The sequence below is a fragment of the Mycobacterium saskatchewanense genome (genome assembly GCF_010729105.1).
In the GTDB taxonomy this organism is placed as follows: domain Bacteria; phylum Actinomycetota; class Actinomycetes; order Mycobacteriales; family Mycobacteriaceae; genus Mycobacterium; species Mycobacterium saskatchewanense.
This window is the reverse complement of the sequence record NZ_AP022573.1, coordinates 3,031,746-3,053,249: the sequence shown is the minus strand read 5'-3', so window position 1 is coordinate 3,053,249 and position 21,504 is coordinate 3,031,746. Positions and strand designations below refer to the sequence as shown.

Annotated in this window: 22 protein-coding genes and 1 pseudogene; 13 read left to right on the top strand and 10 right to left on the bottom strand. The window is 67.2% G+C overall.

Annotated elements, in window-relative coordinates:
• Window positions 1-286: 286 nt before the first annotated feature.
• The 7 genes from G6N56_RS14275 to G6N56_RS14245 all read left to right on the top strand — a co-directional run bounded on the left by G6N56_RS14275 (window position 287) and on the right by G6N56_RS14245 (window position 7,060).
• Window positions 287-1,207: an acetaldehyde dehydrogenase (acetylating) gene (locus G6N56_RS14275; protein WP_085255356.1), complete on the top strand. Its 921-nt coding sequence runs from the start codon at window positions 287-289 to the stop codon at window positions 1,205-1,207.
• Window positions 1,204-2,259: a 4-hydroxy-2-oxovalerate aldolase gene (gene dmpG / locus G6N56_RS14270; protein ID WP_085255357.1), complete on the top strand. Its 1,056-nt coding sequence runs from the start codon at window positions 1,204-1,206 to the stop codon at window positions 2,257-2,259. The genes G6N56_RS14275 and dmpG overlap by 4 nt, the downstream gene beginning before the upstream one ends.
• A gap of 123 nt (window positions 2,260-2,382) precedes the next feature.
• Complete coding sequence (locus tag G6N56_RS29120) at window positions 2,383-3,555, top strand: PPE family protein (RefSeq protein ID WP_085255358.1); 1,173 nt, start codon at window positions 2,383-2,385, stop codon at window positions 3,553-3,555.
• Window positions 3,556-3,605: 50 nt separating this feature from the next.
• Window positions 3,606-3,911 (top strand): hypothetical protein, encoded by a 306-nt coding sequence (locus G6N56_RS14260; protein ID WP_085255359.1) that lies wholly within the window; start codon window positions 3,606-3,608, stop codon window positions 3,909-3,911.
• 88 nt (window positions 3,912-3,999) lie between these two features.
• A complete protein-coding gene (locus G6N56_RS14255) occupies window positions 4,000-5,127 on the top strand; it encodes a hypothetical protein (RefSeq protein ID WP_085255360.1) in 1,128 nt (375 codons plus the stop codon).
• Between the two features lie 2 nt (window positions 5,128-5,129).
• Complete coding sequence (locus G6N56_RS14250) at window positions 5,130-5,912, top strand: SDR family oxidoreductase (protein ID WP_085255361.1); 783 nt, start codon at window positions 5,130-5,132, stop codon at window positions 5,910-5,912.
• Window positions 5,912-7,060, top strand: coding sequence for a sulfotransferase family protein (locus G6N56_RS14245; protein WP_085255362.1), 1,149 nt, complete (start codon window positions 5,912-5,914; stop codon window positions 7,058-7,060). Before G6N56_RS14250 ends, G6N56_RS14245 begins: the two co-directional genes overlap by 1 nt.
• 1 nt (window position 7,061) lies before the next feature.
• Here the strand turns inward: G6N56_RS14245 and G6N56_RS14240 are convergent, their stop codons facing one another.
• Both G6N56_RS14240 and G6N56_RS14235 read right to left on the bottom strand, forming a co-directional pair.
• Complete coding sequence (locus G6N56_RS14240; protein WP_085255363.1) at window positions 7,062-7,517, bottom strand: hypothetical protein; 456 nt, start codon at window positions 7,515-7,517, stop codon at window positions 7,062-7,064.
• A 5-nt stretch (window positions 7,518-7,522) separates the two neighbouring features.
• Complete coding sequence (locus G6N56_RS14235) at window positions 7,523-8,680, bottom strand: 3-ketosteroid-9-alpha-monooxygenase, oxygenase component (protein ID WP_085255364.1); 1,158 nt, start codon at window positions 8,678-8,680, stop codon at window positions 7,523-7,525.
• A gap of 111 nt (window positions 8,681-8,791) precedes the next feature.
• Between G6N56_RS14235 and G6N56_RS14230 the strand changes: the two genes are divergently transcribed.
• Window positions 8,792-9,316: a gamma carbonic anhydrase family protein gene (locus G6N56_RS14230; protein ID WP_085255365.1), complete on the top strand. Its 525-nt coding sequence runs from the start codon at window positions 8,792-8,794 to the stop codon at window positions 9,314-9,316.
• 40 nt (window positions 9,317-9,356) lie between these two features.
• Here the strand turns inward: G6N56_RS14230 and G6N56_RS14225 are convergent, their stop codons facing one another.
• Genes G6N56_RS14225 through G6N56_RS14210 form a run of 4 tightly spaced genes read right to left on the bottom strand, consistent with a single transcriptional unit; the run spans window position 9,357 to window position 13,034 of the window.
• Window positions 9,357-9,764: a nuclear transport factor 2 family protein gene (locus tag G6N56_RS14225; RefSeq protein WP_085255366.1), complete on the bottom strand. Its 408-nt coding sequence runs from the start codon at window positions 9,762-9,764 to the stop codon at window positions 9,357-9,359.
• Window positions 9,761-10,960, bottom strand: coding sequence for a thiolase family protein (locus G6N56_RS14220; RefSeq protein ID WP_085255367.1), 1,200 nt, complete (start codon window positions 10,958-10,960; stop codon window positions 9,761-9,763). Before G6N56_RS14220 ends, G6N56_RS14225 begins: the two co-directional genes overlap by 4 nt.
• Window positions 10,960-12,024 (bottom strand): thiolase family protein, encoded by a 1,065-nt coding sequence (locus G6N56_RS14215; RefSeq protein WP_085255368.1) that lies wholly within the window; start codon window positions 12,022-12,024, stop codon window positions 10,960-10,962. Before G6N56_RS14215 ends, G6N56_RS14220 begins: the two co-directional genes overlap by 1 nt.
• A gap of 14 nt (window positions 12,025-12,038) precedes the next feature.
• Window positions 12,039-13,034: a Zn-ribbon domain-containing OB-fold protein gene (locus tag G6N56_RS14210; protein WP_085255369.1), complete on the bottom strand. Its 996-nt coding sequence runs from the start codon at window positions 13,032-13,034 to the stop codon at window positions 12,039-12,041.
• A 71-nt stretch (window positions 13,035-13,105) separates the two neighbouring features.
• On the opposite strand from G6N56_RS14210, the gene G6N56_RS14205 reads away from it, so the two are divergent.
• Window positions 13,106-14,137, top strand: a complete 1,032-nt coding sequence (locus tag G6N56_RS14205) for an LLM class F420-dependent oxidoreductase (RefSeq protein ID WP_085255370.1) — start codon at window positions 13,106-13,108, stop codon at window positions 14,135-14,137.
• A gap of 60 nt (window positions 14,138-14,197) precedes the next feature.
• Here the strand turns inward: G6N56_RS14205 and G6N56_RS14200 are convergent, their stop codons facing one another.
• On the bottom strand, window positions 14,198-14,920 hold the full coding sequence (locus G6N56_RS14200) for an acetoacetate decarboxylase family protein (protein WP_085255415.1): 723 nt from the start codon (window positions 14,918-14,920) through the stop codon (window positions 14,198-14,200).
• Between the two features lie 37 nt (window positions 14,921-14,957).
• Between G6N56_RS14200 and G6N56_RS14195 the strand changes: the two genes are divergently transcribed.
• Window positions 14,958-16,178 carry a cytochrome P450 gene (locus G6N56_RS14195; protein ID WP_085255371.1) on the top strand — a complete coding sequence of 407 codons (1,221 nt, stop codon included), beginning with the start codon at window positions 14,958-14,960 and terminating at the stop codon, window positions 16,176-16,178.
• 38 nt (window positions 16,179-16,216) lie between these two features.
• On the opposite strand, the pseudogene G6N56_RS29615 reads toward G6N56_RS14195, so the two are convergent.
• Window positions 16,217-16,408 (bottom strand): annotated as a pseudogene (locus G6N56_RS29615) (hypothetical protein); the annotation flags it as partial.
• 114 nt (window positions 16,409-16,522) lie between these two features.
• Entirely contained in the window at window positions 16,523-17,344 is an 822-nt protein-coding gene (locus G6N56_RS14190; protein ID WP_085255372.1) for a crotonase/enoyl-CoA hydratase family protein, read from the bottom strand.
• Between the two features lie 64 nt (window positions 17,345-17,408).
• On the opposite strand from G6N56_RS14190, the gene G6N56_RS14185 reads away from it, so the two are divergent.
• From G6N56_RS14185 to G6N56_RS14175, 3 genes are read left to right on the top strand one after another with little or no spacing between them, the layout of a single operon-like run.
• Window positions 17,409-19,061 (top strand): acyl-CoA synthetase, encoded by a 1,653-nt coding sequence (locus tag G6N56_RS14185; protein WP_085255373.1) that lies wholly within the window; start codon window positions 17,409-17,411, stop codon window positions 19,059-19,061.
• Window positions 19,058-19,825 carry a fructosamine kinase family protein gene (locus G6N56_RS14180; protein ID WP_085255374.1) on the top strand — a complete coding sequence of 256 codons (768 nt, stop codon included), beginning with the start codon at window positions 19,058-19,060 and terminating at the stop codon, window positions 19,823-19,825. Before G6N56_RS14185 ends, G6N56_RS14180 begins: the two co-directional genes overlap by 4 nt.
• A gap of 29 nt (window positions 19,826-19,854) precedes the next feature.
• On the top strand, window positions 19,855-20,679 hold the full coding sequence (locus tag G6N56_RS14175; RefSeq protein WP_085255375.1) for an amidohydrolase family protein: 825 nt from the start codon (window positions 19,855-19,857) through the stop codon (window positions 20,677-20,679).
• A 33-nt stretch (window positions 20,680-20,712) separates the two neighbouring features.
• Here G6N56_RS14175 and G6N56_RS14170 read toward each other — a convergent pair whose 3' ends face one another.
• Window positions 20,713-21,342, bottom strand: coding sequence for a TetR/AcrR family transcriptional regulator (locus G6N56_RS14170; protein WP_197746628.1), 630 nt, complete (start codon window positions 21,340-21,342; stop codon window positions 20,713-20,715).
• Window positions 21,343-21,504: the final 162 nt, after the last annotated feature.

Here is a 21,504-nt window from a genome sequence, read left to right as displayed (position 1 = left end):
AGCGATCGCCAGCGCGGCGGAGCCGGGCGCAGCGGGTCGCGACCAAACAGGAAGGGAGCGATCGCCAGCGCGGCGAAGCCGGGCGCAGCGGGTCGCGACCAAACAGGAAGGAGCGATCGCCAGCGCGGCGAAGCCGGGCGCAGCGGGTCGCGACCAAACAGGAAGGGAGCGATCGCCAGCGCGGCGAAGCCGGGCGCAGCGGGTCGCGACCAAACAGGAAGGGAGCGATCGCCAGCGCGGCGAAGCCGGGCGCAGCGGGTCGCGACCAGGTGAAAGGGGCCGATGGATGCCTTCGAAGGCGAGTGTGGCCATTGTCGGGTCGGGGAACATCAGCACTGACCTGCTCTATAAGCTGCTGCGGTCGGATTGGTTGGAGCCGCGGTGGATGGTGGGCATTGACCCTGAGAGTGAGGGTCTTGCCCGGGCCCGCAAACTGGGGTTGGAAACCACTCACGAGGGCGTGGACTGGTTGCTGGCGCATTCGGAGAAACCTGATCTGGTGTTCGAGGCGACCAGTGCCTACGTCCACCGCGACGCCGCACCCAAGTATGCGGACGCCGGCATCCGCGCGATCGACTTGACGCCGGCCGCGGTGGGCCCGGCGGTGATCCCGCCGGCGAACCTGCGCGAGCACCTGGACGCGCCGAACGTCAACATGATCACCTGCGGGGGGCAGGCGACGATCCCGATCGTGTACGCGGTCAGCCGGGTCGTGGAGGTTCCTTACGCCGAGATCGTCGCGTCGGTCGCCTCGGTCTCGGCCGGGCCGGGCACGCGGGCCAACATCGACGAGTTCACCAAGACCACCAGCAGGGGTGTGGAGACCATCGGTGGGGCCAGGCGGGGCAAGGCCATCATCATCTTGAACCCGGCGGATCCGCCGATGATCATGCGCGACACCATCTTCTGCGCCATCCCCGAGGACGCCGACCGCGACGCGATCGCGAAGTCCATTCACGACGTGGTGGCCGAGGTGCAGACCTACGTGCCGGGTTACCGGCTGCTCAACGAGCCGCAGTTCGACGAGCCCTCGCTCAACTCCGGGGGCCAGGCTGTGGTCACCACGTTCGTGGAGGTGGAGGGCGCCGGTGACTACCTGCCGCCGTATGCGGGCAACCTCGACATCATGACCGCGGCGGCCACCAAGGTCGGCGAGGAGATCGCCAAAGAGTCCCTGTCCGCAACGGCGGGAGGAGCGCAGGCATGAGTGACATCTTCTTCAACCCGATCTGGGACGTCCGGATGACCGACACGTCGTTGCGGGACGGCTCGCATCACAAACGCCACCAGTTCACCACCGAGGAGGTGGGCGCGATCGTCGCCGCCCTGGACACGGCGGGTGTCCCGGTCATCGAGGTGACCCATGGTGACGGGCTGGGCGGGTCGAGCTTCAACTATGGGTTCTCCAAGACCCCCGAGCAGGAGCTGATCAAGCTCGCGGCCCAGACGGCCAAGGAGGCCAAGATCGCCTTTTTGATGCTGCCCGGGGTGGGCACCAAGGAGGACATCAAGGAGGCCCAGAACAACGGCGGCTCGATCTGCCGCATCGCCACCCACTGCACCGAGGCCGACGTGTCGATCCAGCACTTCGGCCTGGCCCGGGAGCTGGGGCTAGAGACCGTCGGGTTCCTGATGATGGCCCACACCATCTCCCCGGAGAAGCTCGCGGCCCAGGCGCGGATCATGGCCGACGCCGGCTGCCAGTGCGTCTATGTCGTCGATTCGGCCGGCGCGCTGGTCCTCGAAGGGGTGCGTGACCGGGTCGCCGCGCTGGTCGCCGAGCTCGGTGACGACGCCCAGGTCGGGTTCCACGGGCACGAGAACCTGGGCCTGGGGGTGGCCAACTCGGTCGAGGCCGTACGCGCGGGCGCCAAACAGATCGACGGCTCGTGCCGCCGCTTCGGCGCCGGGGCCGGCAACGCGCCCGTGGAAGCGCTCATCGGGGTGTTCGACAAGATCGGCGTCAAGACCGGCATCGACTTCTTCGACATCGCCGACGCCGCCGAGGAAGTCGTCGCCCCGGCCATGCCCGCCGAATGCCTGCTGGACCGCAACGCCCTGATCATGGGCTACTCCGGGGTGTACTCCAGCTTCCTCAAACACGCCATCCGCCAGTCCGAGCGCTACGGCGTACCCGCCCACCAACTCCTGCACCGCGCCGGCCAACGCAAACTCATCGGCGGCCAAGAAGACCAACTCATCGACATCGCCCTGGAGATCAAACGCGAGCAAGAAAGCGGAGCGGTCGCCGCGCAATAGATTCCACCCAGGGGCTCGCGTGTGATCTGAACCTCATATAATTTGAGTTTGACCTAAAGCGCGGAATCTAACGTTGTCTAGCGTTACGTTTTGTTCGTCGATTGAAGCCGCCTGGGGGAACCGATGAGTTTTTTGACGTTGCCGCCGGAGATCAACTCGCTGCTGATGTACTCGGGCGCCGGTGTTGGCCCGATGCTGGAGGCGGCGGCCGCTTGGAACGGATTGGCCTCCGAGCTGGCGACCGCGGCACAGTCGTTCACCTCCGTGACGTCGACGCTGGCCGGCCAGGCGTGGCAGGGCGCCGCCGCACAGGCGATGGCCGCGGCCGCCGCTCCGTACGCCGGGTGGTTGAGCGCGGCCGCGGCCCAGGCGGCCGGTGCGGCGTCGCAGGCCACGGCGGTGGCCAGTGCGTTCGAGTCCGCCCTGGCGGCCACGGTGCATCCCCTGGAGGTCGAGGCTAACCGCAACGGCCTCTTCCAGTTGGTGATGTCCAATCTCTTCGGTCAGAACTGGCCCGCGATCGCGGCTACCGAGTTCAACTATGCGGAGATGTGGGCTCAAGACGTGGCCGCGATGATCGGTTACCACGGCGGGGCGTCGGCCGCGGCCGGAGAACTTCTCTCGGGGCAGGCCAGCCTGCCGGCCCTGCCGATGATGCCGGGGATGCCGGCCGTGGGCGGCGGGGCCAACGCCAACGCGGTCGCTGCCGCCACCGGTACCGGCAGTGCTGGCGGCGGCGGTGGCGGCGCCGCCGCGCCGACCCAGGGGAACGTCGGCGGCTACGGTGGGGCCGCGGCTAGCGGTGCCGCCATCAGCACCGCAGGCCCCGCCCCCGCCATGGACACCACCGGCGCTGCCGGAGGCGTGACAGCCGCCGCCCCCACCGGCCCGCTCCCCGGTGGGAGCGTAGGCCCGGTCACCGGCATGGGCGGAAGCCCCGGCCTCATCGGGGCCGCGGGTATGTCGGCCGTGATGGCCGCGGCCGCCACCCGGTCGTCGTCGTCGGACGGCGCGGCCCCGGCGGCCCAGGCCCCGGCGCCGCCGGTCCCCGAGGTGGAGGCGCCGGCTGCGGCGGCGGTCGACGAGGCCACGGTCGCGGAGGTCACCGAAATCGCGGAGGCCGTCCCGGCCGCGGCGACGCCACTCACCGCCACGTCGACTTCGGCCGCACCGGCGGCCGCAGAGTCTCCGAGGGAGGCCCGCGCCGCGCAAAGCCGGGAGCAGGCGGAAGGCGAAAGGGTGGCCCTCGCCCTGCCGTCGGACGAGATGCCGGAACCGCAACGCCGGGTCCAGTAGGCGCTTCGTCGCCCGGCGGGTCATCGGCTAACGCGGGTAATCTCGATCCCATGACCGTGACAATTGCCGACCCTTGTCGCCGCGGGCTGTACGGCGTCCTCGCCGGCGGTCTGCTGAGCGTCGCCGCCTCGGCGGTGGTCGCGCTGCCGGTGGCCAACGCGGCTCCCCAGTGCGATCAGAGCCAAACCGTGGGTCAATCCATCGACTCGTACCTGACGCGGCATCCGGACATCAAGCAGCAGCTGCAGTCGAAGTCCCAAGCGGAAGGCGGCGGCAGCAACGTCATCGACTACCTGAACCGGCACCCCGACGTGCGGCAGCATCTCATCGACCTATCGCAGCAATGCGCGCCCTAGCGAGTTGGCGTCGTTCCCACACGCCATAGCCGACGCGCGGAAACGCTCGTTGTTGACGAAAAAGTAGAACACGTTCTAGCGTCTAGGCGTGTTCTCCGATCCCCTCGTGGCCGCCATCGCCGAGGCCGAGCAGCTCGTCGCTGCCGCGCCGTTCATCGAGACCGAAGCAGACCTGCTCGAAGGGCTGCAGTACCTGGCGGGCTGCGTCGCCGGGTGCATGCATCTGGCCTTCGATTACGACCGTGACCATCCCTTCCTGCAGTCTGGGACCGGGCCATTCACCAAAATGGGTCTCGACAACCCCGATACCCTCTACTTCGGTACCCGGGTGCACGCCAATCGGGACTATGTGGTCACCGGTAGGCGTGGCACCACGACCGATCTGAGCTTTCAACTGCTGGGCGGCGAATACACCGACGACAACGTGCCCGCCAGCCAGGCGGCGTTCGACGACCGCGAGCTCGAGATAGGCGAGGACGGCGGCTTCGAGTGGCGGGTGCGACCGAACAGCCCCGGCCAGCTGGTGATCCGCGAGGTGTATGGCGACTGGTCGGCGCAGCGCGGGACGCTCACGATCTCCCGGCTGGACACCGCCGGTACGGCGCCGCCGCCGCTGACCCGCGAACTGATCGAGAAGCGTTACGCCACAGCCGGAAAGCAGCTCGTCAACCGGGTGAAGACATGGCTGCAGTTCCCGCAGTGGTTCTATCTAGATATCCCTGTCAACACCATGGTCGCGCCCCGGCTGACTCCGGGTGGCCTGGCGACCCAGTATTCGTCGGTGGGGCACTTCGACCTGCGGACCGATCAAGCCCTGGTGATCACTGTTCCCGCCTCCGACGCGCCGTACCTGGGCTTCCAGCTGGGCAGCATGTGGTACATCTCTCTGGATTACATCAACCACCAAACGTCGCTGAACAACACTCAGGCGCAACAAGACCCGGACGGCATGGTCAGAATCGTGGTCGCCGACCAGAATCCGGGGGTGACCAACTGGGTGGAAACCCTCGGGCATCGGCGCGGATTCCTGCAGTTCCGGTGGCAGCGGGTGGCACGCCAGCTCACCGACGCCGACGGGCCGACCGTCGAACTGGTCGACTTCGACGCGATACCGACCAAGCTGCCGTACTTCGACCACAATAAGATCTCCGAGGACCAGTGGCGCGCGCGAATTGCGTTGCGCCAACAACAAATTGCGGCCAGGATGCTGGGGTGACGATGTCAGACATGCTCGAACAAAAGGTAGTCGTCATCAGCGGTGTCGGCCCGGGGCTGGGCACGACACTGGCGCACCGCTGCGCGAGCGCCGGCGCAGACCTGGTCCTGGCGGCCCGCACGGTCGAACGGCTCGAGGAGCTCGCCAAGCAGATCAACGACGGCGGGCACAAGGCGCTGGCGGTGCGCGCGGACATCACCGACGACGACGAGGTGGCCTACCTCGCCGAAACCACCATGGCCACCTACGGCAAGGTCGACGTGCTGATCAACAACGCGTTCCGGGTGCCGTCGATGAAACCGTTGGCAGCGACCAGTTTTCAGCACATTCGCGACGCCATCGAGCTGAGCGCACTCGGCGCGCTGCGCCTCATCCAGGCCTTCACCCCTGCGCTGGAGGCGTCGCACGGCTCGGTCGTCAACGTCAACTCCATGGTGCTGCGCCATTCGCAGGCCAAATACGGCGCGTACAAGATGGCCAAGTCGGCGCTACTGGCCATGTCCCAATCGCTGGCCACCGAGCTGGGCGACAAGGGCATTCGGGTGAATTCCGTTGCGCCCGGGTATATCTGGGGTGACACCCTGCAGGCCTACTTCGAGCATCAGGCCGGCAAGTACGGTACCACGGTGGACCAGATCTACCAGGCCACGGCGGCGAATTCCGACCTCAAGCGCCTGCCGACCGAAGACGAGGTTGCCTCGGCAATCCTGTTCCTGGCCAGCGATCTGTCCAGCGGCATCACCGGGCAGACCCTGGACGTCAACTGCGGGGAGTACCACCTCTGATGACGACCGATCGCACCGATGTCGGGACGGTTGACGAGCTGCGCGCATCGGCCACCAAGCTGGTCGGGCTCGACGATTTCGGTACCGACGACGACGGCTACCTCGAAGCGCTCGAGGTGCTGCTCGACTCCTACCGCCGTGAAGCGGGACTTACGGTGTTGGGGAGCAAGATGAACCGCTTCTTTTTGCGCGGCGCGCTGGTGGCCCGGCTGCTGTCCGAATCCGCCTGGAAGCAGTACCCCCAGCACGCCGACGTCGTCATCGAACGGCCGATCTTCGTCACCGGGCTGGTGCGCACCGGCACCACGGCGCTGCACCGGCTGCTCGGCGCCGACCCCGCGCATCAGGGCCTGCACCTGTGGCTGGCCGAGTTCCCGCAACCGCGGCCGCCGCGCGACACGTGGGAATCCAACCCGTTCTACAGCCAGCTCAATGAACAATTCGAGCGGCATCACCGGGAGAACCCGGATTACACCGGCCTGCATTTCATGGCCGCATACGAGCTGGAGGAGTGCTGGCAGCTGCTGCGACAGTCGCTGCACTCGGTGTCCTACGAGACGCTGGCGCACCTGCCGACTTACGCCAAATGGCTGTCCCAGCAGGACTGGACGCCGTCGTATCGCCGGCACCGCAAGAACCTTCAGCTGATCGGACTCAACGACGCCGACAAGCGGTGGGTGCTGAAGAATCCCAGCCATCTGTTCGCGCTGGACGCGCTCATGGCGACCTATCCCGACGCGTTGGTCATTCAGACCCATCGCCCGGTCGAGACGATCATGGCCTCGATGTGCTCGCTCGCCCAGCACACCGCGGAGGGCTGGTCCACGACGTACGTCGGCGCCCAGATCGGCGCCGACTCCATGGAAACGTGGTCACGCGGATTGGAGCGCTTCAACACCGCGCGTGCCAATTACGACCCGGCCCAGTTCTACGATGTCGAGTATCGCGAGCTCATCGCCGACCCGCTGGGCACGGTGTCCGACATCTACCGCCACTTCGGCCTGACGCTGACCGACGAGGCGCGGGCGGCGATGGAAAAGACACACGCCGACAGCCAGTCCGGCGAACGGGCGCCGAAACACCGTTACTCGCTGGCCGATTACGGGCTGACCGTCGACCAGGTCAAGGAGCGATTCGCCGGGCTGTAGATCAGTCGTCCTCGGGACCCGGCTGGCTGAGACAGCCTTCGGCGACCGCATGCTCGATGCTGTCGCTCAATCTGGGGCACGACCGGGTGCGCGCGGTATCACCACCGGAATTGCGGATCTCGGTGAAGTGCGCGCAGCGCTGCCACGCTTCGGTGTTCCACTGCACCGCGGTGTGGCCCGGGCCGAGCCTGCGCACAGTGACCGTGACATGGCAGAAGCGGCAATCCACCGGCATCAGCCCGGAGCTGAGGTAGCGCTCGCGGTCGGCGCGGCTGGCCTCGGCGACGGCCGCGGCACGCTGCGGGTCATTGCTGAAATCCCTTGACTTCGACCACGATCCGCCACTGCGCTCCGAACTGGCCGGTCGCTCGTCGTGGTCGTGCTGATCGCCGTGCAGCAACAGCATCGACCGGGCGAGCCGATCGACGTCGGGAACTGCCGGCTGATCGTCGGGCATGGGCGTCAGTGTTGCTCCGCGGGGACGTCTTCGGAATCCCTGGCCTTCAGGTTCTCCGCCACCTCGGCGTTCCAGTACTCGTTGGCGCGGGTGGTGTCCACCTCGATCTCGAAGCGCTCCACCATTTCCGGCTCGATGTCGGCGACGTCGACGTAGAACTGTTGATACCAGCGGCGCAGCTGGTAGACGGCGCCGTCCTCCTCGACCAGCAGCGGGTTGTCGATCCGGGTCTTGTGCTTCCAGATCTCGACGTCCTGCAGGAAGCCCTTGCTGACGCCTTCGGTGAACACGCGAGACAGCTTGTCGGTCATCGCTTCGTCCATGCCCTTGGGCTTTTCGACGATGACGCCCCACTGCAGCACGAAGGAGTTCTGGGTGACCGGGTAGTGGCAGTTGATCAGGATCGACTCGGCCTTGTAGCCGCCGTAGCTGTTGTGCAGCCAGTTGATCATGAACGATGGCCCGAAGTAGGACGCCTCGGAATCCAGATGGGCCTCGCCGTAGGAGGTCCCCAGGTCGTTGACGTCGGGCCGGCCGACGTTGTGCAGGTACTGCGAGGCGATGTGGCCCTCGAAGACGTTCTTGAAGTACGTCGGCAGCCCGAAATGGATGTAAAAGAAGTGCGCCATGTCGGTGACGTTGTCGATGATGTCGCGGCAGTTGGAGCCCTCGATGAGGATGCGGTTCCAGCGCCATTCGGTCCACTCGTCGCTGTGCGCCTCGGGAATGTCGGGGATCTGGACCGCGGGGTCCGGCGGGTTGCCCTCGTGGTCGTGCCAGACAAACAGCAGGCCGCCGCGGACGTCGGTCGCCCACGCCCGGGTGCGCGCCGTCTTGGGTGTGCGCTTGGCGTACGGCACCAGCTTGCAGCGCCCGTCGCCGCCCCACCGCCAGTCGTGGAACGGGCACGCGACCTCGTCGCCCTTGATGGTGCCCTCCGACAGGTCACCGCCCATGTGCCGGCAGTAGGCGTCCAGCACTTTCAGCTCGCCCTCGGAATCGGCGAAGACCACGAGCTTGGTGCCGAACGCCTGCACGGCGTGCGGTTTGCCGTCCTGGAAGTCTTTCGCGACGCCCAGGCAGTGCCAGCCCCGGGCATACCTGGTCGGCAATGCGCCGGGATCGATCTCCCGGATGCCGACCGCCTTGGTGTCGGTACTCACCAGTCACCTCCAAGTCGTCTCTAACTAGAACACGTTACAGTTTTGGGTGGCAACGGCGCAACGACGGCGGGTCTGGCCACGTCAAATGCCGGCTGCGGGTATATCTAAGCGATGCCGCTGTTTTCTTTCGAGGGTCGATCGCCGCGGGTGGACCCCGGCGCGTTCGTCGCCCCGACCGCCACTCTGATCGGTGACGTCACCGTCGAGGCGGGTGCGTCCGTCTGGTTCAACGCCGTGCTGCGCGGTGATTACGGGCCCATCGTGGTGCGCGAGGGCGCCAACGTCCAGGACGGGTCGCTGTTGCACGCGCCGCCCGGCATCCCGGTCGACATCGGCCCCGGCGCGACGGTAGCGCACCTGTGTGTCATCCACGGCGTCCACGTCGGTCCGGAGGCCCTCATCGCGAACCACGCAACGGTTCTCGACGGTGCGGTGATCGGCGCGCGCAGCTTGATCGCGGCACACTCGCTGGTGACCGCCGGCACGCAGATTCCGGCCGGCATGCTGGCGGTGGGCGCGCCGGCCCAGGTGAAGGGGCCCGTCGCCGGAACCGGCGCGGAGATGTGGATCAACCTCAATCCGCAGGCGTACCGCGACCTGGCGCAGCGCCACATCGCCGGCCTGGAGCCGATCTGAAACCGGACGCCCCAGCGGTATCACCGCCGGGGCCGGTGCGTCAGACCTGCCGCGGGCTCGCGGCCGCGCGGTCCATCTCCCAGTAGGCGCGCAGGGCGACCAGCTCGCCGGCGTCGTTCGCCTTGTAGGTGAAGACGCCCTCCGCCGTGACCTGGTAGTCGCCCGTCGTGATGAGGATGTGGCCCACGTTGGCTTCCTCGTTGCCGCACTGGTAGGTGTCGCGGAAGACGAACTCGATCCGGGTGGTGGGGGCGATCGCCTTGTCCCAGAAGGCCGAGATCGCATCGCGGCCCCGGTGACCCTTGCCCTCCGGGTCGAACGCCGATGGCCCGATGGGGTCCTCGACGACGGCGTCGTCGGTGAACACCGCCAGCCACGCCTCCTTGTCGCGGGCCATCACGGCCTCCCGCGACCGGCGGCCGGCCTCGTGCGCCGGGTGCTCGCTCACGCGCCGACCTTTTCGGGCGTGGGCTTGTCCGCCCCGACCACCCACATGGAGTAGTACTGCGAGCCGCCTCCGTAAGCGTGGCCCAACGCCTTTCGAGCGCCGGGAACCTGGTGATCGCCGCCCTTGCCCATCACCTGGATCGCGGCCTCCGCGAAGCGAATCAGCCCGGACGCACCGATCGGGTTCGACGACAGCACCCCGCCGGACGGGTTCACCGGCAGCCGTCCACCGATCTTGGTCTCGCCCGCCTCGGTGAGCTTCCAGCCCTCGCCCTCGGCCGCAAAGCCCAGGTTCTCCAGCCACATCGGCTCGAACCAGGAGAACGGCACGTAGATCTCGGCGGCGTCGATCTCGTCGATGGGACTCTTGATGCCGGCCGCCTTCCACAGCGCGGCGGCCGCGTCCCGGCCGGCCTGAGGGCTGACCTGGTCGCGTCCGGAGAACTGCAGCGGTTCGGTGCGCAGCGCGGTGGCGTGGATCCACGCCACCGGATTTCCTGCCGCCAGACGGGCTTCAGCGCTCTCCTCATCGCCGATGACGACCGCGGCGGCGCCGTCGGAAGACGGGCAGGTCTCGTCGTACCGGATCGGGTCCCACAGCATGGGCGACTCCATCACCTTCTCCAGGGTGATGTCGGGCTGGTGCAGGTGGGCCAGGGGATTGCGGGCGCCGTTGAGCCGGTCCTTGACCGCGACCATCGCGCCGATGTTCAACGGTGCGCCCGACCGGCGGATGTAGGAGCGCACGTGCGGGGCGAAATAGCCGCCGGCCCCGGCGCCGACCGGCTTGATGAACGGAATTGGAATCGACAACGCCCACATGGCGTTTGACTCCGACTGCTTCTCCCAGGCCATCGCCAGCACGCGCCGGTACTTGCCCGACTGCACCAGGCTGGCGGCCACCACCCCGGTGGATCCGCCGACCGAGCCGGCCGTGTGCACCCGGATCAGCGGCTTGCCCGTCGCGCCCATCGCGTCGGCCATGAACAGCTCCGGCATCATGACGCCCTCGAAGAAGTCGGGAGCCTTGCCGACGACGACGGCGTCGATGTCATCGAACGTGCAACCGGAGTCGGCCAGCGCCCGGTCGATCGCCTCGCGCACCAGCCCGTTCATCGAAACGTCCTGGCGCTTAGCCACATACTTGGTCTGCCCGGTACCGAGTACCGCGGCGAGGTGTGCGCCCGCGCCGGCCATCAGTTCGTCCCTTCCATCACCGCGACCAGGTTCTGTTGCAGCGCAGGCCCACTGGTCGCGTGCGCGAGCACCCGTCCCGCCGATCCGTTCCAAATATGTTGCGCCGCGAAGCCGATGCGCTCCAGCCCGGCGACGAACATCGGGTTGGCCGACAGCGCACCGCCGGACGGGTTGACCTTCGTCGCCCCGGGTATCCGGATCGCCTCCGCGACGATCAGGTGCTGGTGCGTGAACGGCGCGTGAATCTCGGCCACGTCGACGTTGCGGATGTGGCCGCCGGTGGCCGCCTTGGTCGCCGCCGTGGTCGACGGCGACTCGGTGAGATCACGCACGCCCAGCGACGGGGATTCGATGCGGTGCTCGATTCCGGTGATCCAGGCCGGGTTGTCGCGGAGCTCGCGCGCCCGGCCGTCGGCGGCCAGCACGATCGCGGCCGCGCCGTCGGTGATCGGTGCGATGTCGTGACGTCGCAGCGGGTCCGCGAAAAACGGGCGGTCGAGCAGGTCGTCGATGCTGACCGCCGGTTCCACCGAGTCCACCCGGCTGGCGGCCGCGAAGGAGTCCAGCGCCACGCGCGCCATCTGCTCGTAGCTCCACAGGTCGGCCTCGAGGCCGATGCGGGCCTGCAGCGCTGCCATCGACACCGAGTCGGGCCACAGCGGGGCGACGGTGTAGGGATCGGTCTGCCGCGACAGGATGCGGCGCAGCACCCCGGCCGACGACTTGCCGAACCCGTAGACGAGTGCGGTGTCGACCTCGCCGGTCAGGATCTTGATGTAGGCCTCGTAAAGGGCCCAGGCCGCGTCCATTTCGACATGGGACTCGTTGATCGGCGGCACGGCGCCGATCGAGTCGATCGCCGAGATGAACGAGAACGCGCGTCCGGCAAGGTAATCCGATGATCCCGAACACCAGAAGCCGATGTCCGCCTTGGTGATGCCGAGGTCCTCATAGAGCTGGGCGAAGCACGGCATCAACATCTCGACGCCGTTGGTGGTGCCGTCGGTGCGGCGTACGTGGGGGGCGTGGGCAAAGCCGACGACCGCAACGTTGCGAGCGCTCATGTCAGGTAAGCCCTTTACAGGTGGTGCTTGTAGGTGTCGTACTCGGCGTCGGGTTCCCCGGTCGGCCGGAAGTACTCGATGTTGTCGATGCCGAAGCCCCACTCCTCGCGGGGCCGCCAGACCGCCTGCACACGCATGCCCATTCGCACCTCGTGCGCGTCGACATCGGCCACCAGGTGCAGGAAGGGGATGTCGGCCCCGTCGAGCAACACGTAGGCGGCCACGTACGGGGGCTTGATGCGCTGTCCCTGGAAGGGGATGTTGATGATCGCGAACGTCGTCACCGTGCCCTTGTCCGGCAGCTCGACGAACTCGGTGGTGGGTTGGCCGGTCGCCGGGTCGGCGCCATGCGGCGGGAAGTAAACCTTCCCATGTTCGCCCGTCCGCGCGCCCAGCAGCTTGCCCTCGGCGATGGCCCGCAGATACGCGCTTTCCTCGTGGGATGCGGTGTGCTGGATGGTCATCGAGATCGGCGTGACGATCATCGTGACCGGATCCTTTTCGCTCCCCGACGATTCGGCGACCGGCTCGGCCTCCGCGCCCAGCGCGAAGTAGGCGATGTCGGTGATCGCACCCACCGGCTCGTCGGCCCAGTGCACGTGCACCCGGCTGCCGATGCGGATGGCCTCCGGCTTGCCGGCGTCGACGGCGTGCATCAGCAGGGTGTCGGCGCCGTCGAGCTTGATCAGGGCCCAGGCGAACGGACGGTCCAGCGGCTGGCCCTCCAGCGGCTCGGCTTGCCAACTCCAGGACGCGACCGTGCCGACGCTGGACACCGGTACCATCTCGCCCAGCGGCTCATAGGTGACCGGGTCATACTCCGCAGGGGGGACATGCACTCGGCCATCCGATCCGCGCACGCCCAGGACGTGGCGGTCCCGCAGTGCGGTGAAGAACTTGCCGAGTGTGGGTCCCACCGAACGGGTGTAGTCGAAGGACAACGTCAGCGGCGCTGAGAGTGGTGGCTCGCGGTGATCGATCAAGGTCGGGCTGCTTGAGCTGGCTGTCACGCCATCGAGTAGAACAGGTTCTAAGAACGGATTCAACATCGGTTCGGGTGCGGCCGGGAAAGGCAGAGACCATGAAGCTGGGGTTGCAGCTGGGGTATTGGGGCGCGCAGCCGCCCGAGAATCACGGGGAACTCGTCACCGCCGCGGAGGAGGCCGGCTTCGACGCCGTATTCACCGCCGAGGCCTGGGGATCCGACGCGTACACGACGCTGGCGTGGTGGGGATCGTCGACGCGCCGGCTGCGGCTGGGCACCTCGGTGGTGCAGCTGTCCGCCCGCACGCCGACCGCGTGCGCCATGGCCGCGCTGACACTCGACCACCTCTCCGGTGGCAGGCACATTCTGGGGCTCGGGGTGTCCGGCCCGCAGGTGGTCGAGGGCTGGTACGGCCAGCGCTTCCCGAAGCCGCTGGCGCGGACGCGCGAATACATCGACATCCTCCGCCAGGTGTGGGCACGGGAGAAGCCGGTCACCAGCGAGGGGCCCCACTATCCGCTGCCGTTGACCGGCACGGGTACAACGGGACTCGGCAAGCCACTCAAGCCGATCACTCATCCGTTGCGCGCCGACATCCCGATCTTCCTGGGGGCCGAGGGCCCCAAGAACGTCGCGCTGGCCGCGGAGATCTGTGACGGGTGGCTGCCGATCTTCTACACGCCGCGGATGGCCGACACCTACAACGAATGGCTGGACGAGGGGTTCGCCCGGCCCGGGGCGCGCCGCAGCCGCGAGGACTTCGAGATCTGCGCGACCGCCAACATCGTCATCACCGACGATCGCGCCGCCGCCTTCGCAGCCATGAAGCCGTATCTGGCGCTGTACATGGGGGGCATGGGCGCGGAGGACACCAACTTCCACGCCGATGTCTATCGCCGGATGGGCTATGCCGAGGTGGTCGACGAGGTCACCGCGCTGTTCCGGTCCGACCAGAAGGAGAAGGCCGCCGAGATCATTCCCGACGAGGTGGTCGACGACGCCGCGATCGTCGGCGACCTGGACTACGTGCGTAAGCAGATCAAGGTGTGGGAAGCCGCAGGGGTCACCACGATGGTGGTCTCCGGGCGCAGTGCGCAGCAGGTCCGCGAACTGGCCTCGCTGATCTGACCGCTCCTTGCCACCGGATAGAACACGTTCTAGATTGGCCGGATGACCGAAATCGGCCGGTCAGCCGATCGGGTGGGCGTCACCGAAGGACATCTCGACGTGACCGACCGACCCGGAGACCATCGCCCGCTTCGGCAGGCCCAGCGACGCCAGCTCCTTGGCATAGGGGTGGTCGCCCAGCCGCAGCGTCGCGCCGCCGACCCGTCCTCGCATGCCGCTGACCCGCATCTCCCAGGGCACCTCCCGGGTGGTGCCCTCGGCGAAGGTGTAGGTTTTGAGCACCTGTGGGCGCGAGGTGAACATCGACGGCACGGGCAGTCCGCGGGCGAAGTCGATGCCGGCGATGTGCGCACCATCGGCGCTGACGTCGAACCCGAACCGCCCGTTCTCGCGAATGGTGAAGTCGGCCATGATCTTCGGGAATCCCCAGATGGTGCGTCCGGCCTCCAGCGTGAAGCTCTGGTCGACCGGCAGGTGGTGGATGAACGCTGCGGCCGCGCCGAGAGCCCGAAGGCCGCGCGCGTCCGAGCCGGGCGGATTCACCATCACGCAGGTGCCGAATTCGTGGTACTGCCCGAGGTCGCCGTCGAGGTAGCGGGCCAGCATCAGATTGACCACCGCGCGGCCCGGGCGGTGCTGGCAGACCTTCAGCCCGCTGTAGTCGATGAGTCGTTGTGCCGCTGGGGCATCCACCGAGAACATCGCGGTGTGGACGTCCGCCTTCCGGATCCGCACCGGCATGGTGAGGACCGTCCCGGCGATGATGTGTTGTGAATCAGGCATGCCGGTCACTGTAATCCGCTCGTAGGAGGCTAGATAGATGACGTCAACCATCCCGGACACGATCTTGGACATCGACCTGACCGACGGCTACTTCTATGCCGACGGCCGCAAGGCGCGGGAGGCGTATCGGTGGATGCGCGCCAATCAGCCGGTGTTCCGAGACCGCAACGGCCTGGCCGGTGCGACGACCTATCAGGCGATCCTGGATGCCGAGCGGAACCCTGAGCTGTTCTCCAACACCGGTGGAATCCGCCCCGACCAGCCGGGCATGCCGTACATGATCGACATGGACGATCCCGCGCACGTGTTGCGGCGCAAGCTCGTCAACGCCGGCTTCACCCGCAAGCGGGTGAAAGAGAAGGAGCCGTCCATCGAGCGGCTGTGTGACACGCTGATCGACGCGGTGTGCGAGCGGGGCGAGTGCGACTTCGTCCGCGACATCGCGGCGCCGCTGCCGATGGCGGTGATCGGCGACATGCTCGGGGTGCTTCCCGAGGAACGCGGGATGCTGCTGAAGTGGTCCGACGACCTGGTCTGCGGGCTGAGCTCCCACATCGACCCGGCCTCGGCGGAGTTCCAGACGGTGATGGAGGCCTTCGCCGCGTACACCGCCTTCACGATGGACATCATCGCCAAGCGGCGCGCGGAGCCGACCGACGACCTGTTCTCCATCCTCGTCAACGCCGAAGTGGAGGGCCAGCGGATGTCCGACGACGAGATCGTCATGGAGACGCTGCTGATCCTGATCGGCGGGGACGAGACGACGCGGCACACGCTCAGCGGCGGGACGGAACAGCTGTTGCGGCACCGCGATCAGTGGGGCGCCGTGCAGCATGACCCCGCACTGCTTCCCGGCGCCATCGAGGAGATGCTGCGCTGGACGTCGCCGGTGAAGAACATGTGCCGAACCCTGACGGCGGACACGGACTTTCACGGGACCTCGCTGCGCGAGGGTGAGAAGATCATGCTGCTGTTCGAGTCGGCCAACTTCGACGAGGCCGTCTTCGATCAGCCGGAGAGCTTCGACATCCGCCGAAACCCCAACAGCCACATGGCCTTCGGCTTCGGCACTCACTTCTGCCTGGGTAATCAGCTGGCGCGCTTGGAATTGTCGCTGATGACGGCGCGTGTGCTGCAACGGCTGCCCGACCTGCGGCTGGCGGCCGACGATTCGGCGTTGCCCCTGCGCCCGGCGAACTTCGTCAGCGGCCTCGAGTCGATGCCGGTGGTGTTCACGCCGACGGCACCGGTGGGCTAGGCGCCCCCTCCTCGCCGAGCGTGATGTTCGGGCGGGATCTAGGCGATTTTCCCGCCCTGAGAACACGTTCGGCGCGACCAGGCCGCCGCGACCCTGGCCAAAACGCCGCCTCGCGTGTCCTCGGCCGTAGCACGGAGTGCCACCCATTCCAGATCGAGCAGCGCTTAGTAGCGGGCGATATCGCTACGAAATTGCCTGCGATCGGTCCGATGGTGGTCGCCTTCGTATTCCGACGCCATGTCTCACGGGGCGATTGGGCGCCCGGGCCGAGCGTGATGTCAGGGCCGAAAATCGGCAGGCCGAAAAGTCGCCATCAGATCACGCTCGGCGCACAGCGAAAGGGCCTACTTGTTCTGGAAGTTGGGCTTGCGCTTCTCGGCGAACGCGCGCGGGCCTTCCTTGGCGTCGTCGGACAGGAACACCTTGATGCCGATCTGGGTGTCGATCTTGAACGCGTCGTTCTCGTGCATGCCCTCGGTCTCACGGATGGCGCGCAGGATCGCCTGCACGGCCAGCGGGCCGTTGTTCTCGATCAACGAGGCGATCTCGAGCGCCTTGGTCAGGGCCTGGCCGTCGGGCACGAGGTGCCCGATCAGGCCGATCTCCTTGGCCTCGGCCGCGGTGATGTGCCGGCCGGTCAGCAGCAGGTCGCACGCGACCGTGTACGGGATCTGCCGCACCAGGCGCACCGCCGAGCCGCCCATCGGGTACAGGCTCCACTTGGCCTCCGAGATGCCGAACTTGGCGCTCTCCCCGGCGACGCGGATGTCGGTGCCCTGCAGGATTTCGGTGCCGCCGGCGATGGCGGGCCCCTCGACTGCCGCGATGAGGGGTTTTGTGAGTCTGCGGCCTTTGAGCAAGGCGTCGATTCGCGACGGGTCGTAGCTGCCGTCCTTGAACGACTCACCCGGCGGCTTCTTGGTCGCCGCCTTGAGGTCCATGCCGGCGCAGAAGTAGCCACCGGCGCCGGTCAGGATGCAGCACCGGATGTCGGGATCGTTGTCGACGCGATCCCAGGCCCGCACCATGATTTCCATCATTTCGGTGCTCAGCGCGTTGCGGGCGTGGGGCCTGTTCAACGTGACAATGAGGGTGTGACCGCGATGTTCGACGAGCGCGTCGGGTTCAGAGGGGCCGTTTTCCTCGTTTGCTGGAGCCTGGGCCACGGCTACCACCTTTCGGTCGACGTCGGGGGCGAGCTTGTCAAGAAATGTAACACGTTCTAATTTGGTGGCCGTGGCCCTGAATATTGCCGATCTTGCCGAGCACGCCATCGACGCTGTGCCTGACCGTGTCGCCCTGATCTGCGGTGACGAGAAGTTGACCTACGCCGAGCTGGAGGAGAAGGCCAACCGCCTCGCGCACTACCTGATCGACCAGGGGGTCAAGAAGGACGACAAGGTCGGACTGTATTGCCGCAACCGCATCGAGATCGTGATCGCGATGCTCGGCATCGTCAAGGCGGGCGCCATCCTGGTCAACGTCAACTACCGCTACGTCGAGGGCGAGCTCCGCTACTTGTTCGACAACTCCGACATGGTCGCGCTGGTCCACGAGCGCCAGTACGCCGACCGGGTGGCGAATGTCTTGCCGGACACCCCCAATGTCAAGACGGTTCTGGTCATCGAGGACGGCAGCGATAAGGACTACCAGCGCTACGGCGGTGTCGAGTTCTACTCCGCGATCGCGCAGGGCTCGCCCGAGCGCGACTTCCAAGACCTGCTCGGCGAACGCAGCCCCGACGACATCTACCTTCTCTACACGGGCGGCACCACGGGGTTCCCCAAGGGCGTCATGTGGCGCCACGAGGACATCTACCGCGTGCTGTTCGGCGGAACCGACTTCGCGACAGGGCAATTCATCGAGGACGAGTACGACCTGGCCAGGGCGGCCGCCGCCAACCCGCCGATGATCCGCTACCCGATTCCGCCGATGATCCACGGCGCCACCCAATCGGCCACCTGGATGTCGATCTTCTCCGGCCAGACGACCGTGCTGGCACCGGAATTCGACGCCGAGCAGGTGTGGCGCACGATCCACGAGCACAAGGTGAACCTGCTGTTCTTCACCGGCGACGCCATGGCGCGGCCGCTGCTCGACGCGCTGGACACCGACCATGACTACGACCTCTCGTCGCTGTTCCTGCTGGCCAGCACGGCGGCGTTGTTCTCGCCCAGCATCAAGGAGAAGCTCCTCGAGCTGCTGCCCAACCGCGTCATCACCGACTCGATCGGCTCGTCGGAGACCGGCTTCGGCGGCACCAGCATCGTCGCCAAGGATGCGCCGCATGCCGGCGGCCCGCGGGTGAGCATCGACCACCGCACCGTCGTCCTCGACGAGGAGGGCAACGAGGTGCAGCCGGGCTCTGGCGTGCGCGGCCTGATCGCCAAGAAGGGCAACATCCCGGTCGGCTACTACAAGGACGAGAAGAAGACCGCCGAGACGTTCAAGACCTTCAACGGCGTGCGCTACGCCATCCCCGGCGACTACGCACTGGTCGAGGAGGACGGCACCGTCACGATGCTCGGCCGCGGCTCGGTGTCGATCAACAGCGGCGGCGAGAAGATCTACCCCGAGGAGGTCGAGGCGGCGCTCAAGGGCCATCCCGACGTCTTCGACGCGCTGGTGGTCGGCGTGCCCGACCCGCGCTACGGCCAGCACGTCGCCGCCGTCGTGGCTCCCCGCCCCGGGGCCCGGCCGACACTGGCGGAGCTGGACCGCTTCGTGCGCTCCGAGATCGCGGGATACAAAGTGCCGCGCAGCCTCTGGATCGTCGACGAGGTGAAGCGCTCGCCGGCCGGCAAGCCCGACTACCGCTGGGCCAAGGAACAGACCGAGGCGCGGCCCGCCGACGACGTGCACGCCGCTCACGTAACCGCTTGAGCGACTTCGTCAAGCAGCACCCGGCCGCACCCGACGGCTACTTCGCCTGGGAAGCCGCCGGCCTGCAATGGCTTTCGGCCGTCAAAGGCGGCGTGCCGTGCGCACACGTGGTGTCCGTCGACGCGACCAGCCTGACGCTGGGCCGGCTCGATTCGGTCACTCCCACCGCGGACGCGGCGCGCGAGTTCGGCGGCCGGCTGGCCGTCACGCACGCGGCGGGCGCGCCGGCATTCGGCGCCGGCCCCGACGGATGGGACGCGCCCGGGTTCTTCGGGCCGCTGTCGCGGCCGTTGCCGATGTCGCTGCGCCCGCACGGACGGTGGGGCGAGTTCTACGCGGACGAGCGGCTGGCCCCCATGGCCGACCTGGCCGCGCCGCGCCTGGACACCGCGACCCGCGGCGCGACCGACGCGGTCGCCGAACGGTGCCGCGTGGGTGACTTCGACGACGACGATCGGCCGGCCCGGCTGCACGGCGACCTGTGGAACGGCAACGTCATGTGGACCCGCGACGGGGTGGCGCTGATCGACCCGGCCGCGCACGGCGGTCACCGCGAGACCGACCTGGCGATGCTGGCGCTGTTCGGCTGCCCGCACTACGACGACGTCCTCGCCGGGTACCAGCGCATTGCACCGCTGCGGCCGGGTTGGCGCGACCGCATCGGCCTGCACCAGCTTTTCCCATTGCTCGCGCACGTCGTGCTGTTCGGCGGCGGGTATGCGGCGCAGGCGCACGCTGCCGCCCGCGCCGCGCTTGCGGCCTAGCCGGGCCGGGCGTCTACAGTCGGATTGCGATGACGATCGACGTGTGGATGCAGCACCCGACCGCGCGGTTTCTGCGCAGCGAGATGCTGGCGTCCCTGCGGCGCTGGACCGGCGGATCCATGCCCGACACCGACGTCCCGATCGAGGCCACCGTGGCGGCGATGGACGCCGCCGCCGTCGACTTCGGGCTGCTCAGCGCGTGGCGCGGGCCCTTCGGGCAGGACCTGGTCTCCAACGACGAGGTCGCGCAGTGGATCGCGCTGTATCCCCAGCGGTTTGCCGGGCTGGCCACCGTCGACCTCGACCGCCCGATGGAGGCGGTGCGGGAGCTGCGCCGACGTGTCACCGACGGTTTCGTGGGGCTGCGGGTGGTGCCGTGGCTGTGGGATGCGCCGCCTACCGATCGCCGCTACTACCCGTTGTTCGCCGAGTGTGTCGAGTCGGGCGTGCCGTTCTGCACGCAGGTCGGTCACACCGGCCCGCTGCGGCCCTCGGAGACCGGGCGCCCGATTCCCTACATCGACCAGGTGGCCCTGGACTTCCCGGAGCTGGTGATCGTCTGCGGGCATGTTGGATATCCGTGGACCGAGGAGATGGTCGCCGTCGCGCGCAAGCACGAGAACGTCCACATCGACACCTCGGCATATACCGCCCGCCGCCTGCCGGACGAGCTGGTGCGATTCATGAAAACCGGTACGGGACAACGCAAGGTCCTGTTCGGCACCAACTACCCGATGATCGCGCACGCACACGCTCTGGCGGGGCTGGACGAATTGGGGCTCAGCGAGGAGGCCCGGGATGACTTCCTGCACCGCAACGCCGAACGTGTATTCAGACTGCAGGCAAACAGGTGAACGGTGCTCCGGCGCGAAGCTGGATCGCCGACATCACGTGCGGACGGACCGGCGTCTGCCGGGTTTTGCGCGTGCGGAGGGTTGGACGGACACATCGCTGGCGAACACCGAGTGCAGGATAGTGGCCAGATAAGCGCGTTCGAGTTCGCCCACGGGCAACGTGTCGCGTTCCACCAGGCTTTGCGCCAGACTTCCCTCGTGAATCGCGACCAGCAGTCGGGCCAACATGTCGAGATCGACATTGCCCCGGTGTCCTGATCTTTCGAGCAGCAGCGTCAGGAGCCCGACGAGTTCCCCGCGTAGTCTTCGGTCATGATCCGCAAGCGCCCGGGCAGCTGCGGGATTACGAATCGCATGCAGCGTGTACTCCATGGACAGTAAGAACCAGCCCGGGTCCTCTTCGTGTCCCTCTGCCATCGCCGCAACCAGCGTGGCGATCGGATCCTCGGAGCGAAGCGCTTCGCTGACGATGTTCTTGAGCCGTTCGACGACATCCTGGCTGTGCTGATCGAACAGCGCGAGAAACAGTGCGTCCTTGCTGTCGAAGTTCGAGTAGAAAGCGCCCGTTGTCAATCCCGCGCGCGCACTGATCTCTCCGATCGTTGATCCGTGAAAACCGCGCTCCGCGAACACATCTCGAGCTGCACTCAGCAGGGCGGCCATGGTCTTCGGTCGCCGCTTGGTCGGCCCTCGTGGCATCGATAAAGGATATCACTGGCTATCCGATACGCAGACGCATCTTATTCGTGTAACCTCGCTGTATTGCATACGATATCGATCCCTATCGGATAGACGATAGTATCCGATTGAGCGTTGTTGGAGGAA

Bases quoted from the DNA above. Each gene is read 5' to 3' on its own strand.
- G6N56_RS14175 (WP_085255375.1), top strand. From the start codon at position 19,855: ATGACGATCGACGTGTGGATGCAGCACCCGACCGCGCGGTTTCTGCGC.
- G6N56_RS14260 (WP_085255359.1), top strand. From the start codon at position 3,606: ATGACCGTGACAATTGCCGACCCTTGTCGCCGCGGGCTGTACGGCGTC.
- G6N56_RS14245 (WP_085255362.1), top strand. From the start codon at position 5,912: ATGACGACCGATCGCACCGATGTCGGGACGGTTGACGAGCTGCGCGCA.
- G6N56_RS14205 (WP_085255370.1), top strand. From the start codon at position 13,106: ATGAAGCTGGGGTTGCAGCTGGGGTATTGGGGCGCGCAGCCGCCCGAG.
- G6N56_RS14240 (WP_085255363.1), bottom strand. From the start codon at position 7,517: ATGCCCGACGATCAGCCGGCAGTTCCCGACGTCGATCGGCTCGCCCGG.
- dmpG (WP_085255357.1), top strand. From the start codon at position 1,204: ATGAGTGACATCTTCTTCAACCCGATCTGGGACGTCCGGATGACCGAC.
- G6N56_RS14195 (WP_085255371.1), top strand. From the start codon at position 14,958: ATGACGTCAACCATCCCGGACACGATCTTGGACATCGACCTGACCGAC.
- G6N56_RS14230 (WP_085255365.1), top strand. From the start codon at position 8,792: ATGCCGCTGTTTTCTTTCGAGGGTCGATCGCCGCGGGTGGACCCCGGC.
- G6N56_RS14220 (WP_085255367.1), bottom strand. From the start codon at position 10,960: ATGGCCGGCGCGGGCGCACACCTCGCCGCGGTACTCGGTACCGGGCAG.
- G6N56_RS29120 (WP_085255358.1), top strand. From the start codon at position 2,383: ATGAGTTTTTTGACGTTGCCGCCGGAGATCAACTCGCTGCTGATGTAC.
- G6N56_RS14250 (WP_085255361.1), top strand. From the start codon at position 5,130: ATGTCAGACATGCTCGAACAAAAGGTAGTCGTCATCAGCGGTGTCGGC.
- G6N56_RS14215 (WP_085255368.1), bottom strand. From the start codon at position 12,024: ATGAGCGCTCGCAACGTTGCGGTCGTCGGCTTTGCCCACGCCCCCCAC.
- G6N56_RS14200 (WP_085255415.1), bottom strand. From the start codon at position 14,920: ATGCCTGATTCACAACACATCATCGCCGGGACGGTCCTCACCATGCCG.
- G6N56_RS14170 (WP_197746628.1), bottom strand. From the start codon at position 21,342: ATGGCCGCCCTGCTGAGTGCAGCTCGAGATGTGTTCGCGGAGCGCGGT.
- G6N56_RS14275 (WP_085255356.1), top strand. From the start codon at position 287: ATGCCTTCGAAGGCGAGTGTGGCCATTGTCGGGTCGGGGAACATCAGC.